This window comes from Actinoplanes sp. NPDC004185 (genome assembly GCF_053603475.1).
The window spans coordinates 1-13,616 of record NZ_JBSGFR010000024.1; the positions used below are offsets into that span (position 1 = coordinate 1).

Below are 13,616 nucleotides of genomic sequence, written 5' to 3' on the forward strand. Positions count from 1 at the left end.
CACGAGGTCTCCGGTATGAAGTTCTGCTTGGTCGCTGAACCACTTACCGGAGACCTCTTCGTCTATCGATCACCGCCACGCCGCAACCTCAGCCAGCGCCCGACATTACGAAACGCGACCTAGGACCTCTTCATGGGTACGTGGGGGATGCCGTCCTCCAGATATTCGGGTCCGGTCGCCACGAAGCCGAAACGGCTGTAGAAGCCGGTGAGGTACGCCTGCGCCTCCAGCGTGCTCGGCCGGTTGCCGATCACCTCGAGCGCGTGGGCCATCAGCCTGCTCGCGTAGCCGCCCTTGCGCGCGTTCGGGGCGGTGACCACGCGGCCGATCCGCTCGGCGCCGCCGTCGTCGAGGATCCGCAGGTAGGCCAGGATCTCGTCGCCCCGGGCCAGCCACACGTGGCGGGTGCCGGGCTCGTCGTCGCGCCCGTCCAGCTCCGGGTACGGGCATTTCTGCTCCACGACGAACACGTCGACACGCAGCTTCAGGATCGCGTACAGGGTGGTGGCGTCGAGGTCGCGGAACGACGCCACCCGGATCTCGTCTCGGGGCTCCGGATGCATGAGTCGGATTTTAGGCGTCACCGAAACGCACCCTCGCCCGTTGGTGCAGGAGGAGCCGCGCACTCTGGAGGCGAGAATGATCAAGCGAAGCAAGCTCTTCGGCGACAAGACCCGGGTGACGTTCTGCCTGCCCAAGGATGCCCCGGCCGGGCCGGTGAGCGTGGTCGGCACGTTCAACGACTGGGAACCGGGCCTGCACGAGCTCAAGGACCGGCGGGACGGCACCCGGACGGTCACCGTGCGGCTGGAGCCGGGTCACTACCGCTTCCGGTATCTCGCCAGCGACGGCGTGTGGCTGGACGACGAGCACGCCGACGCGGTCGGGCCGCACGGCAGCGAACTCGTGCTCTGACGTTTCGTTGCCCGGCACTCGGGCAAGTCCTTCCAGATAGTTGACGCTACAAGCAACTACGGAAGGGGCCCCAGTGGCTAACGTGAAGCTCGCAGTCGTGTACTACTCCTCGACCGGCACGATCCACGCCATGGCGGAGCGGATCGCCCAGGCGGGGGAGAAGGCGGGCGCCGAGGTGCGCCTGCGTCAGGTGGCGGAGCTCGCGCCGCAGGAGGCCATCGCCTCGAACGCGGCGTGGAGCCAGCACTTCGACCGCACCAAGGATGAGCCCAAGGCATCCGCCGACGACATCGTGTGGGCGGACGCCGTGCTCTTCGGCACCCCCACCCGCTACGGCAACGTGGCCAGCCAGCTGAAGCAGTTCCTCGACACGCTCGGCCCGCAGTGGCAGCAGGGCCAGCTCGCCGACAAGGCGTACGCCGGCTTCACCGCCTCGATGACCGCGCACGGCGGCCAGGAGTCGACGCTGCTGGCGCTGTACAACACGATTCACCACTTCGGCGGCATCGTGGTGGCCCCGGGTTACACCGACCCGCTGAAGTTCGCCGACGGCAACCCGTACGGCGTCTCGCACGTCACCGGGGGCAACAACGACAACCCACTGGGTGACCCGGAGAACGCCGCGCTCGACCACCTGACGCAGCGCATCGTCAAGATCGCCGGCAAGCTCAAGGACTGACGCCACCCGTACCGGTTACAGCCCTTACGTCCGCGGCCGTGACTTGGCACACTGTGCGGCGTGAAAAAGTTCGAGGCTGATCTGACCAACGCCGTATGGCGCCGCAGCGGCGGTACCGCGCAGCCGGGTGCCGCCGCCGTCGAGGTCGCCCTGCTGGACGGTGGTGTCGCCGTCCGTGACTCCCGTAAGCCCGACGGCGACGTGCTCTTCTTCACGCCGGACGAATGGGACGCTTTCGTCGGCGGCGCCAAGGACGGCGAGTTCGACTTGTAGCGTTGGTAGCGTGGCCTGGTCGGACATACCTCGGTATCCGGATTTTTACCTGAAAAAGGTTCATTTCTAGGTAACCTCCCGGTATGACCATTCACGAGAGTTCTGACCTGCTCAAAAAGGTGGAGCGGTACGAGGCCGCCGTGCATGAGCTCGAGGCAGCCCACGAGGACGTCAAGGACGTGCTCATGGAGTCCATCCTGTTCGCCCGCTGGCAGCAGCTCGGCACTCAGCTCGGTTTCTCCGCGGTCGACCCGGCCAAGCAGCGCGAGGAGCCGAACCGTGACCTCCAGCAGCTCAACCAGCAGATCTCCGCGATGAGTGATTCCTGGGCTCACTAGTGCCGCGCATGTGACCTCCGCCGCCCGGGTCCCTCTCGGCTCCGGGGCGGCGGAGGCGCTAGCGTGGCGCCATGGTCGACACCCAGTACGAAGAGCTGCTGCGCCGGGTCCTCGAGACCGGCATCCCGAAGGCGGACCGCACCGGCACCGGCACGGTCAGCCTCTTCGGTGAGCGACTGCGCTACGACCTGTCCCAGGGCTTCCCGCTGATCACCACCAAGCGGGTGCACTTCAAGTCGGTCGCGGTCGAGCTGCTCTGGTTCCTGCGCGGCGACAGCAACACCCGGTGGCTGCGCGAGCGCGGCGTGACCATCTGGGACGAGTGGGCCGACGAGAACGGCGAGCTGGGCCCCGTCTACGGCAAGCAGTGGCGGTCCTGGCCCACCCCGGACGGCGGCCACGTCGACCAGATCAGCGAGCTGCTGGCCACGCTGCGCCGCGACCCCGACTCGCGCCGCATGATCGTCTCGGCCTGGAACGTCTCCGAGCTGCCCGAGATGGCCCTCGCGCCGTGCCACGCGCTGTTCCAGTTCTACGTGGCCGACGGCCGGCTCTCCTGTCAGCTCTACCAGCGCAGCGCCGACATGTTCCTGGGTGTGCCGTTCAACATCGCCAGCTACGCGCTGCTGACGCAGATGATCGCGGCGCAGACCGGGCTGATCCCCGGCGACTTCATCTGGGTGGGCGGCGACTGCCACATCTACGCCAACCACGTCGAGCAGGTGCGCGAGCAGCTCAGCCGGCCCGCGTACCCGTTCCCGAAGCTGGAGATCGCGCCGGCGGAGTCCCTCTTCGACTACGACTACGAGCACTTCTCGCTCGTCGACTACCAGCACCACCCGGCCCTGCGGGCGCCGGTCGCGGTATGACGATCCACATGATCTGGGCCGAGGCGCGCGGTGGCGTCATCGGGGCCAAGGGGGCGATTCCCTGGCACGTGCCCGGCGAGCAGAAGATCTTCCGGGAGCGCACGATGGGTGCCACCGTGGTGATGGGCCGGACGACCTGGGATTCGCTGCCGGAGCGCTTCCGGCCGCTGCCCGGCCGGCGCAACGTGGTGCTGACCCGGCAACCGGGCTGGGCCGCCGCGGGGGCCGAGACCTTCGGCTCGGTCGGCGAGCTGCTGCGGGTCCACGACGACTTCTGGGTGATGGGCGGGGCGGCGGTCTACACCGCGCTGCTGCCGTACGCCGGGCACATCGTGCGGACCCGCATCGACCTCGCCGTCGAGGGGGACACCTTCGCCCCCCGGCTCGGGCCGGAATGGCAGCTCACCGCCGGTGCCGACACCAGGACGTCGGACACCGGCGTGCGTTACACCGTGGAGGAGCTGAGTTCACCCGCGGCGGAAAACCCAGGCAACTTCACATAGGCTTCGGGTCGAGCTTGATCGACAGGCTGTTCACGCAGTGCCGCGTGTTCTTGGCCGTCATCATCTCGCCGCGGAAGACGTGGCCCAGGTGGCTGCCGCAGCGGGCGCACTGGATCTCGGTGCGGACCATGCCGAGGCTGCGGTCCTCGATCTCCTTGATCGCGCCCGGGATGGCGTCGTCGAACGACGGCCAGCCGCAGTGCGAGTCGAACTTGGTGTCACTCGGGTAGAGCGCGGCGCCGCAGGCCCGGCACTCGTAGGTGCCCTCGGTCTTGGTGTCGACGTACTCGCCGCGCCAGGCCGGCTCGGTGGCGCCCTGGCGCAGCACCCGGAACTCGTCGGGGCTCAGGCGGACCCGCCACTCTTCTTCGGTGGTGGGCAGGGTGGTCTTGTCAGTTGCCATGCTCCAAAGGTACGTCGGTACGGCAGCGGCGCACCGCCAGTGCGCCGACGGGCCGGGCCGCAGCCGTTGAACGGTCATGGATGCGACGCGTTTCAGCCCCACCTGGCAGCAGGCCCTCGCCCGTGGCATGTACCTCGGCGTGCTGGGCGCGGTGGTGGGAATGTCGGCCGGTCTGCTCGCCACGATGGTGGCCCTCGCCTGGACGGCGGCCTCCGCGCCACCGGCCTGGGTGTGGGCGGTGCTCGCGTTCGGTCCGCCGCTGGCCGGTGCGCTGGCCGGAGTGCTGTTGCGGCCACGGCTGGGCACCGAGATCGACGCCGGTGGCATCCGGACCGTGACCCCGTTCGGGGCCGGGGTGCAGCCGTGGAGCCGGGTCGTGGACCTGCGGGCCGAGCGCCGCGGGGCCCGTACGGTCGTCTCCGTCTACCTGGAGTCCGGCGCCAGCGTGCAGTTGCAGGCGCCGTACAGCGGTGAGCTGTTCGCCGCCGATCCGCAGTTCGAGCTGAAGGTCTTCGCGCTGTCCCACCTGTGGCGCAGTCACCGCTTCGGTGGCCTGCCGAGCTGAGCTCGTTCACCTTTTCGATGGGGACTCGCCGGAGGGGCAATGCCACCAAATCCGGCATTAGCCGCTAAGCTCCCACCGGACCAAGACGGACTTACCGCAACAGAACGGATTCCCTTCATGAGTTTGACGCGCCGGTTGGCCGCTGGACTGCCCGCGGCCGGCGTCACCGTCCTCGCCGCTCTGGCCCTCACCGGGGCCCCGGCCGCCGCGACGGGCGACGAGTCCGCCGCTCGCGCCAAGCAGCCCGCCGTGATGACCACGCCGTGTTCCGAGGTGCAGCGGGGCGACAAGTGCGACTACGGCTACACCGACGACACCAAGCCGGGCGACACCAAGCCGGGCGACACCAAGCCGGGTGACACCGGTGCGACGCCGGACGACAACGGCACCGGGCCCACCCGCGGCAACGGTGGCTACGGCGGCGAGAGCCCGACCCCGTCGCCGAGCCCGTCGACGCCGACCGCCAGCGTCGACACCGTCCCGCCGGGCGGCGAGAGCCCGGCGACCTCGCCGGCGCCCAGCCAGAGCACCCCGGGCGGCGGCGTCAGCGCGGGCGGCACGCTCCCGCTGACCGGCGCGCCGATGGGTCTCACCATCGCGCTCGGCGGCCTGATGGTCGCGGGCGGCGCGGCCGCCGTGTACTACAGCCGGCGTCGTCGCAGCGCCTGAGCAGCGGCAACTGCCTCGTAAGGCCGTCCCCGGGAACATCCGGGGGCGGCCTTCGCCGTCGCGGGCTTAAGGTCTTGGCATGGCATCGTCGAAGTCACCCGCCGTCGAGGTCGAGGTCGCCGGCCGGCCGGTCCGGCTGAGCAGCCCCGACAAGGTCGTCTTCCCGCAGCGGGGCTACACCAAGCGGGACGTCTTCGAGTACTACCTGGCGGTCGGCGACGGCATCATGCGCGCGCTCGACCACCGCCCGACGACGCTGCAGCGCTTCCCCGACGGCATCGAGGGGGAGATGTTCTTCCAGAAGCGGATCTCCACCCGGGGCGTGCCGGCCTGGGTCGAGAGCGCCACGATCACGTTCCCGAGCGGGCGTACCGCCGATGAGCTCTGCCCGGCCGACCTCGCGCACGTCGCGTGGGCCGCGCAGATGGGCACCATCGTCTTCCACCCCTGGCCGGTGCGGGCCGCGTCCCCGGACCAGCCGGACGAGCTGCGCATCGACCTCGACCCGCAGCCGGGCACCGGCTTCGGCGACGTGATCACCACCGCCGGGGTGGTCCACGAGGTCCTGGACGAGCTGGGCTGGACCGGCTATCCGAAGACCTCCGGTGGCCGCGGCGTCCACGTGTACGTGCGGATCGCCCCCACCCACTCCTTCGTGGAGGTGCGCCGGGCGGCGATCGCGCTGGCCCGCGAGGTGGAACGCCGCAGCCCGGACCGGATCACCACGGCGTGGTGGAAGGAGGAGCGCGGCGAGCGGGTCTTCCTGGACTACAACCAGACGGCCCGGGACAGGACGATCGCCTGTGCGTACTCGCTGCGCGCCAACGCGCGGGCCACGGTTTCCACGCCGGTGACCTGGGCCGAGCTGCCCGACGTGGAGCCGGACGACTTCGACCTGCGGACGGTGCCCGAGCGGTTCGCCAAGATCGGTGACCCGCACGCCGGGATCGACGACGTGGCCCACGACATCGCGCCGCTGCTGGAGTGGTCGGCCCGGGACGAACAGAACGGGCTCGGCGACCTGCCGTACCCGCCGGACCATCCCAAGATGCCCGGAGAGCCGCCGCGGGTGCAGCCCAGCCGCAAGAACGAGGCGAACTGGTGACCGGCTACAGCGCGATCTTGAAGCCCTCGTGCGAGGCCTGGAAGCCCAGCGAGGCGTAGAAGCGGTGGGCGTCCGTGCGGCGCTTGTCGGTGGTGAGCTGGGCCAGGCTGCAGCCGCGTTCCCGGGCCCGCTCCAGCGACCAGGCCATCAGCGCCCGGCCGATGCCGCGTCCGCGCAGGTCACCGCGCACCCGGACCGCCTCGATGGTCATCCGCTCGGCGCCGCGCCGGCTCAGCGACGGGGTGAAGGTGAGCTGGCAGGTGCCGACCACCGTGCCGTCCTCGTCCGCCACGATCAGCTCGTTGCGGGGGTCGGCGTCGATCGCCTCGAAGGCCGCCCAGCAGGCCGCGTCCACCGCCTCGGGAGTGAGGCCACCGGTGGCCTCGGCGCCGGCCCCGCCGGCCGGCGGCGGCGCGGCGGCGGCATCGCGGGACCGGGCGATCTCGTCGTCGGTGAGGAGCTCGAGGATCGCCGGGACATCGGCTCGGGTCGCGCTGCGGAAGATCACGTGGGCCACGCGGCCATCCTGACACGCCCGACGGGCTGAGCCGCCGACTGGCCACGGCCGGGCACGATGACCGCATGCGACTGCTGTTGGTCCCGGTGCGGGGGATCTATCGCGGGCTGGTCTGGCTCGCCAACTCGCCGCCCACGTTGATCCTGTCCTATTCGCTGCTCATCGCGATGTGCAGCGTGATCTACCACTTCGTCGAGAAAGTCCCCTACGGCGACGCCCTGTGGTGGGCCGTGGTCACCGCCTCGACGGTGGGCTACGGCGACATCTCGCCCAAGACGGGCGTCGGCCGCGTGATGGCCGGCCTGCTCATCTCGCTCATGGTGCTGATCGTGGTCCCGCTGATCACGGCCCAGTTCGCCAGCAAGCTGATCGTCGATCACGACGCGTTCCAGCACGACGAGCAGGAGGAGCTGAAGAACAACCTCCGGGAGGTGCGTCACCTGCTGTCGGAGCTGGCCGCCCGCGAGGGGATCATCGCGGAGGGCAGCGCAGCCCCTCCTTCGGCACCTGCAGATCGATGAGGTAGCCGTCGACCGCGTCGACGATGCACTTGGTGCTGGGATACGCCGTGTGTCCCTCGCCCTCCCAGGTGAGGACCTGCCCGGTGCCGAGCATCTTGGCCAGCTCGGCGGTGTTCTCGTACGGGGTCGCGGGGTCACCGGTGGTGCCGACGACCACGATCGGCGGCGCGCCGGTGGCCGCACCGGCCGGGTACGGGTCCCGGGTGCCCGGCCAGAAGGTGCACGGCAGCATGCCCACGGCCAGCGAGGCGCCGAACAGCGGGTACTTCTTGCGCCACTCGCCCTGCAGCTGGCGGATCTTCTCCACTGTGGGGGCGCCGGCGGTGTCCGCGCAGTTCACCGTGAGGTTGGCGTCGAACAGGTTGGAGTAGCTGCCGTCCGGCTTGCGGTCGGCGTACTGGTCGGCGAGGTCGAAGATGTCGCTCGCGTCGCCGGTCTGCAGGCCGTCGACCGCCTTGGCGAGCTGCTGCCAGCCGGACTCGGTGTAGAGCGACGAGATCACCGCCACGAAGATCCAGCCGGGGGTGGCCTCGCGGCCGTCGGGGCCCTCGACCGGGGACACCTTGGCCTTGGCCAGGGCGTCGGTGACCGCGCCGCGGGCGTCCGGCGCGATCGGGCACTTGGCCGCGTTGGCCTTGCACCAGGTGGTGAAGTTGGTGAACGCCCGCTCGAAGCCCTTGGCCTGCGCCTCGGAGCCGGCGATGAAGTCCTGCTTGGGGTTGATCGCGCCGTCGAGCACCAGCGCCCGGATCTTGTCCGGGAAGAGCTGGGCGTACGTGGCGCCGAGCAGGGTGCCGTAGGAGAGGCCCAGGTAGGTCGTCTTCTGGTCGCCGACGGCCGCGCGGATCGCGTCCATGTCGCGGGCGGCCTGCTCGGTGGAGAAGAGCGGGAGCTGGGCGCCGTACTTCTGGCCGCAGCCCTCGGCCACCCGCTTGTTGAGCGCGACGAGCTCCTGGAACTCGGCGTCGGTGGCCGGGTCCGGCGGCGCCGAGAAGGTGGCGTCCTGATCCTTGCTGCTGATGCACTTGATCGGGTCGGAGCGCCCGACGCCGCGCGGGTCGAAGCCGATGATGTCGAACCGGTCGGTCACTTCGGTGGGCAGCCCGCCCAGCGCCTGCCCGAACGAGACGTAGACCGAGTAGTCGATGCCCGAGCCGCCGGGGCCACCGGGGTTGACCAGCAACGAGCCGATCCGGTCGTGCTGGGTGGCCGAGCGGATCCGGATCATCGCGACGTCGTAGGTCTCGCCGGACTGCGGGGCCGCCCAGTTGCGCGGTACGGCCACCGACGCGCAGTCGTAGGTCATGCCGGACGCGGCCCGGCCGACCAGCTTCTCCGGCACGTCCGGGCAGGCCGTCCACTGCGCCTGGGTACCGGGCACCGCGGGCGGCGCCTTGCTGCCGGTGGTGACCGGAGCGGCACCGTCGGAGTCGTCGGGGGCGAACACCGGCAGCGTGCAACCGGCGGTCACGATGACCGCGGCGACCAGTGCGGCCAGGACCAGGCGGGGGGTACGCGGCACAGTGCGCGGCCTTTCTCGATCGGCTCTTGCTCGCACGAGGCTAGCCGAGAAGTCTGACAACCTGGCTCAGCGGCTCGTCAGCACGTCGGCGAGCTGGAACCGCACCGGCCGCTCCAGCTGCTCGTAGGTGCACGTGCGCGGCTCGCGGTCCGGGCGCCAGCGTTCGAACTGGGCGGTGTGCCGGAAGCGCAGGCCCTCCATGTAGTCGTAGCGGACCTCGACCACGCGTTCGGGTCGCAGCGGCACGAAGGACAGGTCCTTGCCGTTGTTCCAGCGGCTGACCTCGTTCTTGCGCGGGGTGCGCTCGCCCTGCTCGTGGGCGGCCCAGTTCCACGGGTGCCCCTCGAAGGTGGTGACCAGGTGCTGCATCTCGGTGAAGAGCTCCTCGCGGACGGCCATCGGGAACGAGCCGATGACCCCGACCGAGACCAGCACGTCGCGCTCGTCGTAGAGGCCGAGCAGCAGCGAGCCGATCCGGTTCTCGCCGGACTTGTGCACGCGGTAACCGGCCACGACGCAGTCCGCCGTACGCTTGTGCTTGATCTTGGTCATGACCCGTTTGTCCGGCTCGTAGCCCAGGTCCTTGCCCTTGGCGATCAGCCCGTCGAGCCCGGCGCCCTCGAACTCGCCGAACCACCGCCGCGCGGTCTCCAGGTCGTCGGTCGCCGGCGTCACGTACACCGGGGGTTTCGCCTCGGCCAGGCACTGCTCCAGCCGGGCCCGGCGCTCGGCGAAGGGCCGCGTGGTCAGATCCTCGTCCCCCAGCGCCAGCAGGTCGAAGGCCACGAAGCCGGCCGGGGTCTGCTCGGAGAGCAGCTTGACCCGGCTCGCCGCCGGGTGGATGCGCTGCTGAAGGGCCTCGAAGTCGAGGGTGTTGCGCTCGGTGTCGGCCACGATGATCTCGCCGTCGATCACCGCCCGGGCCGGGAAGTTGGCCAGCACCGCCTCGACCACCTCGGGGAAGTAGCGGGTCATCGGCTTCTCGTTGCGGCTGCCGATCTCCACCTCGTCGCCGTCGCGGAAGATGATCGACCGGAAGCCGTCCCACTTGGGCTCGTAGAGCTGCCCGGCGGGGATGTCCGCGACGGGCTTGGCCAGCATCGGCTTCACGGGCGGGTTGATCGGCAGGTCCATCGGCCCAGTCTCCCCGTTCGCGCCCGGAAAGGAAGCCCGGACGCACCGGTCCGTCAAGTTCGCCGGGCCGATAGCCGGGTAGGGGTAGGCGATGAGCTCACGTGTGGTGGTACTGACCGGTGCGTCCAGCGGGATCGGCCGGGCCGCCGCGCTCGCCTTCGCCGCGCGAGGGGATCGGCTGGTGCTGGCCGCCCGGGGCCTGGCCGATCTGGAGAAGGTGGCCGCGAGCTGCGGCGGGAGCCCGCTGGTGGTGCCGACCGACATCAGCGTACGGGCGCAGGTGGAGGAGCTCGCGGACGCCGCCGTCGAGCGGTTCGGCCGGATCGACGTCTGGTCCGACAGTGCGGCGGTGATGGCGTACGGCAAGTTCGAGGATGTGCCCCCGGACGTCTTCGACCACGTGGTCACGACGGATCTGCTCGGTTCGGCGAACGTCGCCCGCGCGGCGCTGAGGGTGTTCCGGAGCCAGGGCCACGGGACGCTGATCCTGTGCGGCTCGCTGCTCGGGCACATCACCGCGCCGTACATGTCGGCCTACGTGACCTCGAAGTGGGGCCTGCGCGGCCTGGCCCGGACCTTGCGGCAGGAGACCCGCGACGCTCCCGGCATCAACGTCTGCCAGCTCGTGCCGGGCAGCGTGGACACGCCGATCTACACGAGCGCGGCCAACTACGCCGGTTTCGTGGGCCGCCCGCCGCCGCCGGTCGACTCCGCCGAGCGGATGGGCGCGGGTATCGTGCGGCTCGCCGACCGCCCCCGCCGGGAGCTGTCGGTCGGAGCGGCCAACAGGTTCACCGAGCTGGGTTTCAAGGCCATGCCGCCGGTCTACGACGCGCTGGTCGGGCCGATGATGGACCGGCTGGGCCTGAGCCGGCGCCGGGCCACGCCGGACGCCGGCAACGTCTTCCGGCCCGCCGGCCGGGTCGAGGGTGGACCGGCGCGCTGGGGCCGGCTGCCGGTCGCGGCGCTCGCCGCCACCGCGACAGTGCTGGCCTCGACCACGGTGGCGGTCGGCGTGCGCCGTCTGAGCCGCGGGTCTTGAGTCGTCCCCAGGGGCAGGGTGCAGACTCGTCGGCATGACCGTGCGGGATCAGCGGGGGCTGACGATCGGCGAGTTCGGCCGCCGGTCCGGCCTGTCGGTCAAGGCGTTGCGCCTCTACGACCTGTCCGGCCTGCTGCCCCCGGCCGAGGTGGACCCGGTCAACGGCTACCGCCGGTACGCGGTCAGCCAGCTCGACCGGGCCCGCCGGATCAGTCTGCTGCGCCGCCTCGACATGCCGCTCGCCGTCGTCGCCGAGGTGCTGGCCGGCACCGACGAGGAGGCGGTGGTGCGCCTCGACCGCTGGTGGGCGGCCCAGGAGCAGGCCACGGCGGCCAAGCGGGGCAGCATCGGCTGGCTACGCGTCCAGCTCGCCGCGGCCACCCAGCCCGCCACGACGTACGAGGTGCACCGGCGGGCGGTGCCGGCCACCAAGGTCGCGGCCATCCGCCGGGCCACCGACCAGCAGGGACTGGCCGGCACGATCCACGAGCTCCAGTGGCAGGTACGCGACCAGCTGGCCGGGGCGACCACCACCGCCGAGCACTGGGTGATCTACCACGGTTTCGTCACCCCGGACAGCGAGGCCACGGTCGAGGTCTGCGTGCCGTTCACCGGGGCGGCCGAGCCGGCGGGCACGATGGTGATCCGGCTGGAGCCCGCGCACACCGAGCTCCGCACCACGGTCGCCCGCGACGACTGCTTCTATCCGCGGATCATGCAGGCCTACGACACCCTGGCCCGGCACGTCGACGCCGAGGGCCTGGTCCGGACCGCGCCCGTACGCGAGATCTACCTGGCCGACTGGCACACGATCGCCGGCACCGACCCGTTCGTGCACGTCGCCCAGCCCGTGGGTCCTTGACCGGGACGCCCTACCGGACGAGGAGCTCGACCAGCCGGTCCAGCTCCGCCGACGGGTCCGCGGCCAGGCCCATGTGCACCGGACCGGCCTGCAGGATCGTGCTGCGCGGAGCGACCAGCCAGCGGAAGCGCTCGCCCTGCTTCATCTCACGGGCCGCGCCGCCGTCCGCGCCCCCGGCACAGGTGATCTCCCAGGACTGCAGCGACGCGCGGATGCCGTCCAGGTCGGCGTGGGGATCGAGGGCGAGCAGCCGCGGCTCGTGCAGGTGGGTGCGGGCGGCCAGGAAGTCGAGGCGCTGGCAGTAGAGGACCACGCCGACGTTGATGAACTCGCCGCGCTCGACCCGGGGGACCGCGCGGACGATCGCGTACTCGTAGGGCACCCTCATGCCGGGACCCCCGGCAGCCAGGCGGCGGGCTCGGCGGCCCGGGCCACGAGGTGGTCGAGGTAGGCGCGGCGGGCGTCGCCGGCCGACGCGAAGTCGAACTCAGCCAGCCACTCGTCCGGGACGAGGTCGATGACCTCGGCCAGGAGAGCGGGCGTGAGCTGCGCGGCCAGCTCCGGGCCGGCGGTCGCCAAAGCGGTCGCGTACGGCTTCAGCACATGGTCGTCCCACTTGTACGCCCGGTGCACCACGTTCGCCGCGCGCGGCCAGTTGTGGTGGAAGTAGAGCGTGGCGCCGTGGTCGATGAGCCAGAGCCCGCCGTGCCAGATCAGCAGGTTGGGGTTGCGCCAACTGCGGTCCACGTTCTCCACGAACGCGTCGAAGGCCAGCGTGCGCGAGCCAGCTCGGCGTCGACCGGGTGGGCCACCGGGTCGTAGCCCAGCGCGCCCGGCAGGTAGTCCATCCCCAGGTTGGCGCCGGCGCTGGCCTTGATCAGCTCCTGCACCTCCTCGTCGGGCTCGGCCCGCGCGACGACCGGATCGAGCTGGGTGACGACGAGCTCCGGCACGGGCAGGCCGAGCCGGCGGGCCAGCTCACCGGAGATGACCTCGGCCACCAGCGCCTTGGGGCCCTGGCCGGCGCCGCGGAACTTGACCACGTACGTGCCGAGGTTGTCGGCCTCGACGATGCCGGGCAGCGAGCCGCCCTCCCTCAGCGGAGTGACGTAACGGGTGGCGATGACCTCGGACAGCACGCCGCTCACCCTAGTGCGTGCAGGTGGCGGGCCATCCAGTCGCGGTACCAGCGCGGCGGGCGGTTGCGGTCGTGGACGATGAGGCCGTACTGCAGGGGCGACTGGAGCACGTAGAGCGAGTCGCGGAGGTCCTCGACGTCGTCCCGGCCGAGCCGGTCGGCCATGGTCGCGGCCAGCAGCGCGGCGCCGGCGAGCCGCTGCTGGTCCAGCTCCCGCAGGAGGGCCGCGATCTCCGGATCGCTGTCGGCGGCGCCGTGCACGACCGCATAGATGGGGTACGCCCGCTCGGAGACCTCGGCGAACGCGTCGGCCATCCGCTCGACCACCTCGGCGAAGGTGCCGGCCTCGTGGATGCGCCGCAGGACCGGCCGGTCCCGCAGCGGGCGGTCGTCGGTGTCTCCCGCGATGGCGGTGTCGACGGCCTCCTTGAGCAGGTTGACCTTCGACCGGAAGCCGGCGAAGACAGTCGGCGCGGAGACGCCCGCCTCCTGGGCGATCCGGGCGACGGAGGTGCCGGCGTACCCGTGCTCGACGAACAGCCGGCGGGCCACCGATCACCG

21 protein-coding genes are annotated in these 13,616 nt (G+C 71.1%); 12 read left to right on the forward strand and 9 right to left on the reverse strand.

The genetic code is table 11. The features are described from left to right. Positions 1-119: 119 nt before the first annotated feature. Positions 120-563 carry a GNAT family N-acetyltransferase gene (locus tag ACWEOZ_RS24005; RefSeq protein WP_451912916.1) on the reverse strand — a complete coding sequence of 148 codons (444 nt, stop codon included), beginning with the start codon at positions 561-563 and terminating at the stop codon, positions 120-122. 76 nt (positions 564-639) lie between these two features. Here ACWEOZ_RS24005 and ACWEOZ_RS24010 point away from each other — a divergent pair, with 76 nt between their 5' ends. The 6 genes from ACWEOZ_RS24010 to ACWEOZ_RS24035 all read left to right on the forward strand — a co-directional run bounded on the left by ACWEOZ_RS24010 (position 640) and on the right by ACWEOZ_RS24035 (position 3,577). Next, positions 640-915 carry an isoamylase early set domain-containing protein gene (locus tag ACWEOZ_RS24010; RefSeq protein WP_360826702.1) on the forward strand — a complete coding sequence of 92 codons (276 nt, stop codon included), beginning with the start codon at positions 640-642 and terminating at the stop codon, positions 913-915. A gap of 73 nt (positions 916-988) precedes the next feature. Continuing rightward, entirely contained in the window at positions 989-1,594 is a 606-nt protein-coding gene (gene wrbA / locus ACWEOZ_RS24015) for an NAD(P)H:quinone oxidoreductase (RefSeq protein ID WP_451912917.1), read from the forward strand. Between the two features lie 60 nt (positions 1,595-1,654). Then, on the forward strand, positions 1,655-1,867 hold the full coding sequence (locus ACWEOZ_RS24020) for a DUF397 domain-containing protein (RefSeq protein ID WP_360549554.1): 213 nt from the start codon (positions 1,655-1,657) through the stop codon (positions 1,865-1,867). An 83-nt stretch (positions 1,868-1,950) separates the two neighbouring features. Further along, complete coding sequence (locus ACWEOZ_RS24025) at positions 1,951-2,205, forward strand: hypothetical protein (RefSeq protein ID WP_451912918.1); 255 nt, start codon at positions 1,951-1,953, stop codon at positions 2,203-2,205. Between the two features lie 71 nt (positions 2,206-2,276). Continuing rightward, the gene (locus tag ACWEOZ_RS24030) at positions 2,277-3,074 is read left to right on the forward strand and encodes a thymidylate synthase (RefSeq protein ID WP_451912919.1); all 798 of its coding nucleotides are present in this window, start codon (positions 2,277-2,279) and stop codon (positions 3,072-3,074) included. Continuing rightward, complete coding sequence (locus ACWEOZ_RS24035) at positions 3,071-3,577, forward strand: dihydrofolate reductase (protein ID WP_451912920.1); 507 nt, start codon at positions 3,071-3,073, stop codon at positions 3,575-3,577. Before ACWEOZ_RS24030 ends, ACWEOZ_RS24035 begins: the two co-directional genes overlap by 4 nt. Here ACWEOZ_RS24035 and msrB read toward each other — a convergent pair. Then, on the reverse strand, positions 3,570-3,980 hold the full coding sequence (msrB, locus tag ACWEOZ_RS24040; RefSeq protein WP_212987659.1) for a peptide-methionine (R)-S-oxide reductase MsrB: 411 nt from the start codon (positions 3,978-3,980) through the stop codon (positions 3,570-3,572). The genes ACWEOZ_RS24035 and msrB overlap by 8 nt on opposite strands. Before the next feature lie 76 nt (positions 3,981-4,056). Between msrB and ACWEOZ_RS24045 the strand changes: the two genes are divergently transcribed. From ACWEOZ_RS24045 to ligD, 3 genes are all read left to right on the forward strand, one after another. After that, positions 4,057-4,545 (forward strand): PH domain-containing protein, encoded by a 489-nt coding sequence (locus ACWEOZ_RS24045; protein WP_451912921.1) that lies wholly within the window; start codon positions 4,057-4,059, stop codon positions 4,543-4,545. Positions 4,546-4,662: 117 nt separating this feature from the next. Further along, positions 4,663-5,214, forward strand: a complete 552-nt coding sequence (locus ACWEOZ_RS24050; protein ID WP_451912922.1) for an LPXTG cell wall anchor domain-containing protein — start codon at positions 4,663-4,665, stop codon at positions 5,212-5,214. Between the two features lie 79 nt (positions 5,215-5,293). Next, complete coding sequence (gene ligD, locus ACWEOZ_RS24055; RefSeq protein ID WP_451912923.1) at positions 5,294-6,319, forward strand: non-homologous end-joining DNA ligase; 1,026 nt, start codon at positions 5,294-5,296, stop codon at positions 6,317-6,319. Between the two features lie 4 nt (positions 6,320-6,323). Here ligD and ACWEOZ_RS24060 read toward each other — a convergent pair whose 3' ends face one another. After that, a complete protein-coding gene (locus ACWEOZ_RS24060) occupies positions 6,324-6,836 on the reverse strand; it encodes an N-acetyltransferase family protein (protein WP_451912924.1) in 513 nt (170 codons plus the stop codon). A gap of 65 nt (positions 6,837-6,901) precedes the next feature. Between ACWEOZ_RS24060 and ACWEOZ_RS24065 the strand changes: the two genes are divergently transcribed. Continuing rightward, positions 6,902-7,357: a potassium channel family protein gene (locus tag ACWEOZ_RS24065; protein WP_451912925.1), complete on the forward strand. Its 456-nt coding sequence runs from the start codon at positions 6,902-6,904 to the stop codon at positions 7,355-7,357. Here the strand turns inward: ACWEOZ_RS24065 and ACWEOZ_RS24070 are convergent. Further along, complete coding sequence (locus ACWEOZ_RS24070; protein ID WP_451912926.1) at positions 7,308-8,879, reverse strand: alpha/beta hydrolase; 1,572 nt, start codon at positions 8,877-8,879, stop codon at positions 7,308-7,310. The genes ACWEOZ_RS24065 and ACWEOZ_RS24070 overlap by 50 nt on opposite strands. A gap of 66 nt (positions 8,880-8,945) precedes the next feature. Next, positions 8,946-10,013, reverse strand: coding sequence for an ATP-dependent DNA ligase (locus ACWEOZ_RS24075; protein WP_360549532.1), 1,068 nt, complete (start codon positions 10,011-10,013; stop codon positions 8,946-8,948). A 91-nt stretch (positions 10,014-10,104) separates the two neighbouring features. On the opposite strand from ACWEOZ_RS24075, the gene ACWEOZ_RS24080 reads away from it, so the two are divergent. Together ACWEOZ_RS24080 and ACWEOZ_RS24085 are read left to right on the forward strand one after the other, a co-directional pair. Beyond that, positions 10,105-11,055 carry an SDR family NAD(P)-dependent oxidoreductase gene (locus ACWEOZ_RS24080; RefSeq protein WP_451912927.1) on the forward strand — a complete coding sequence of 317 codons (951 nt, stop codon included), beginning with the start codon at positions 10,105-10,107 and terminating at the stop codon, positions 11,053-11,055. Between the two features lie 34 nt (positions 11,056-11,089). Beyond that, positions 11,090-11,917, forward strand: a complete 828-nt coding sequence (locus tag ACWEOZ_RS24085; RefSeq protein ID WP_451912928.1) for a MerR family transcriptional regulator — start codon at positions 11,090-11,092, stop codon at positions 11,915-11,917. Between the two features lie 10 nt (positions 11,918-11,927). Here ACWEOZ_RS24085 and ACWEOZ_RS24090 read toward each other — a convergent pair whose 3' ends face one another. Genes ACWEOZ_RS24090 through ACWEOZ_RS24105 form a run of 4 tightly spaced genes read right to left on the reverse strand, consistent with a single transcriptional unit; the run spans position 11,928 to position 13,607 of the window. Next, positions 11,928-12,305, reverse strand: a complete 378-nt coding sequence (locus ACWEOZ_RS24090; protein WP_360819910.1) for a DUF3037 domain-containing protein — start codon at positions 12,303-12,305, stop codon at positions 11,928-11,930. After that, a complete protein-coding gene (locus ACWEOZ_RS24095) occupies positions 12,302-12,664 on the reverse strand; it encodes a hypothetical protein (RefSeq protein WP_451912929.1) in 363 nt (120 codons plus the stop codon). The genes ACWEOZ_RS24090 and ACWEOZ_RS24095 overlap by 4 nt, the downstream gene beginning before the upstream one ends. Further along, the gene (locus ACWEOZ_RS24100; RefSeq protein WP_451912930.1) at positions 12,631-13,056 is read right to left on the reverse strand and encodes a HipA family kinase; all 426 of its coding nucleotides are present in this window, start codon (positions 13,054-13,056) and stop codon (positions 12,631-12,633) included. The genes ACWEOZ_RS24095 and ACWEOZ_RS24100 overlap by 34 nt, the downstream gene beginning before the upstream one ends. Positions 13,057-13,061: 5 nt before the next feature. Then, on the reverse strand, positions 13,062-13,607 hold the full coding sequence (locus tag ACWEOZ_RS24105; RefSeq protein ID WP_451912931.1) for a TetR/AcrR family transcriptional regulator: 546 nt from the start codon (positions 13,605-13,607) through the stop codon (positions 13,062-13,064). Positions 13,608-13,616: the final 9 nt, after the last annotated feature.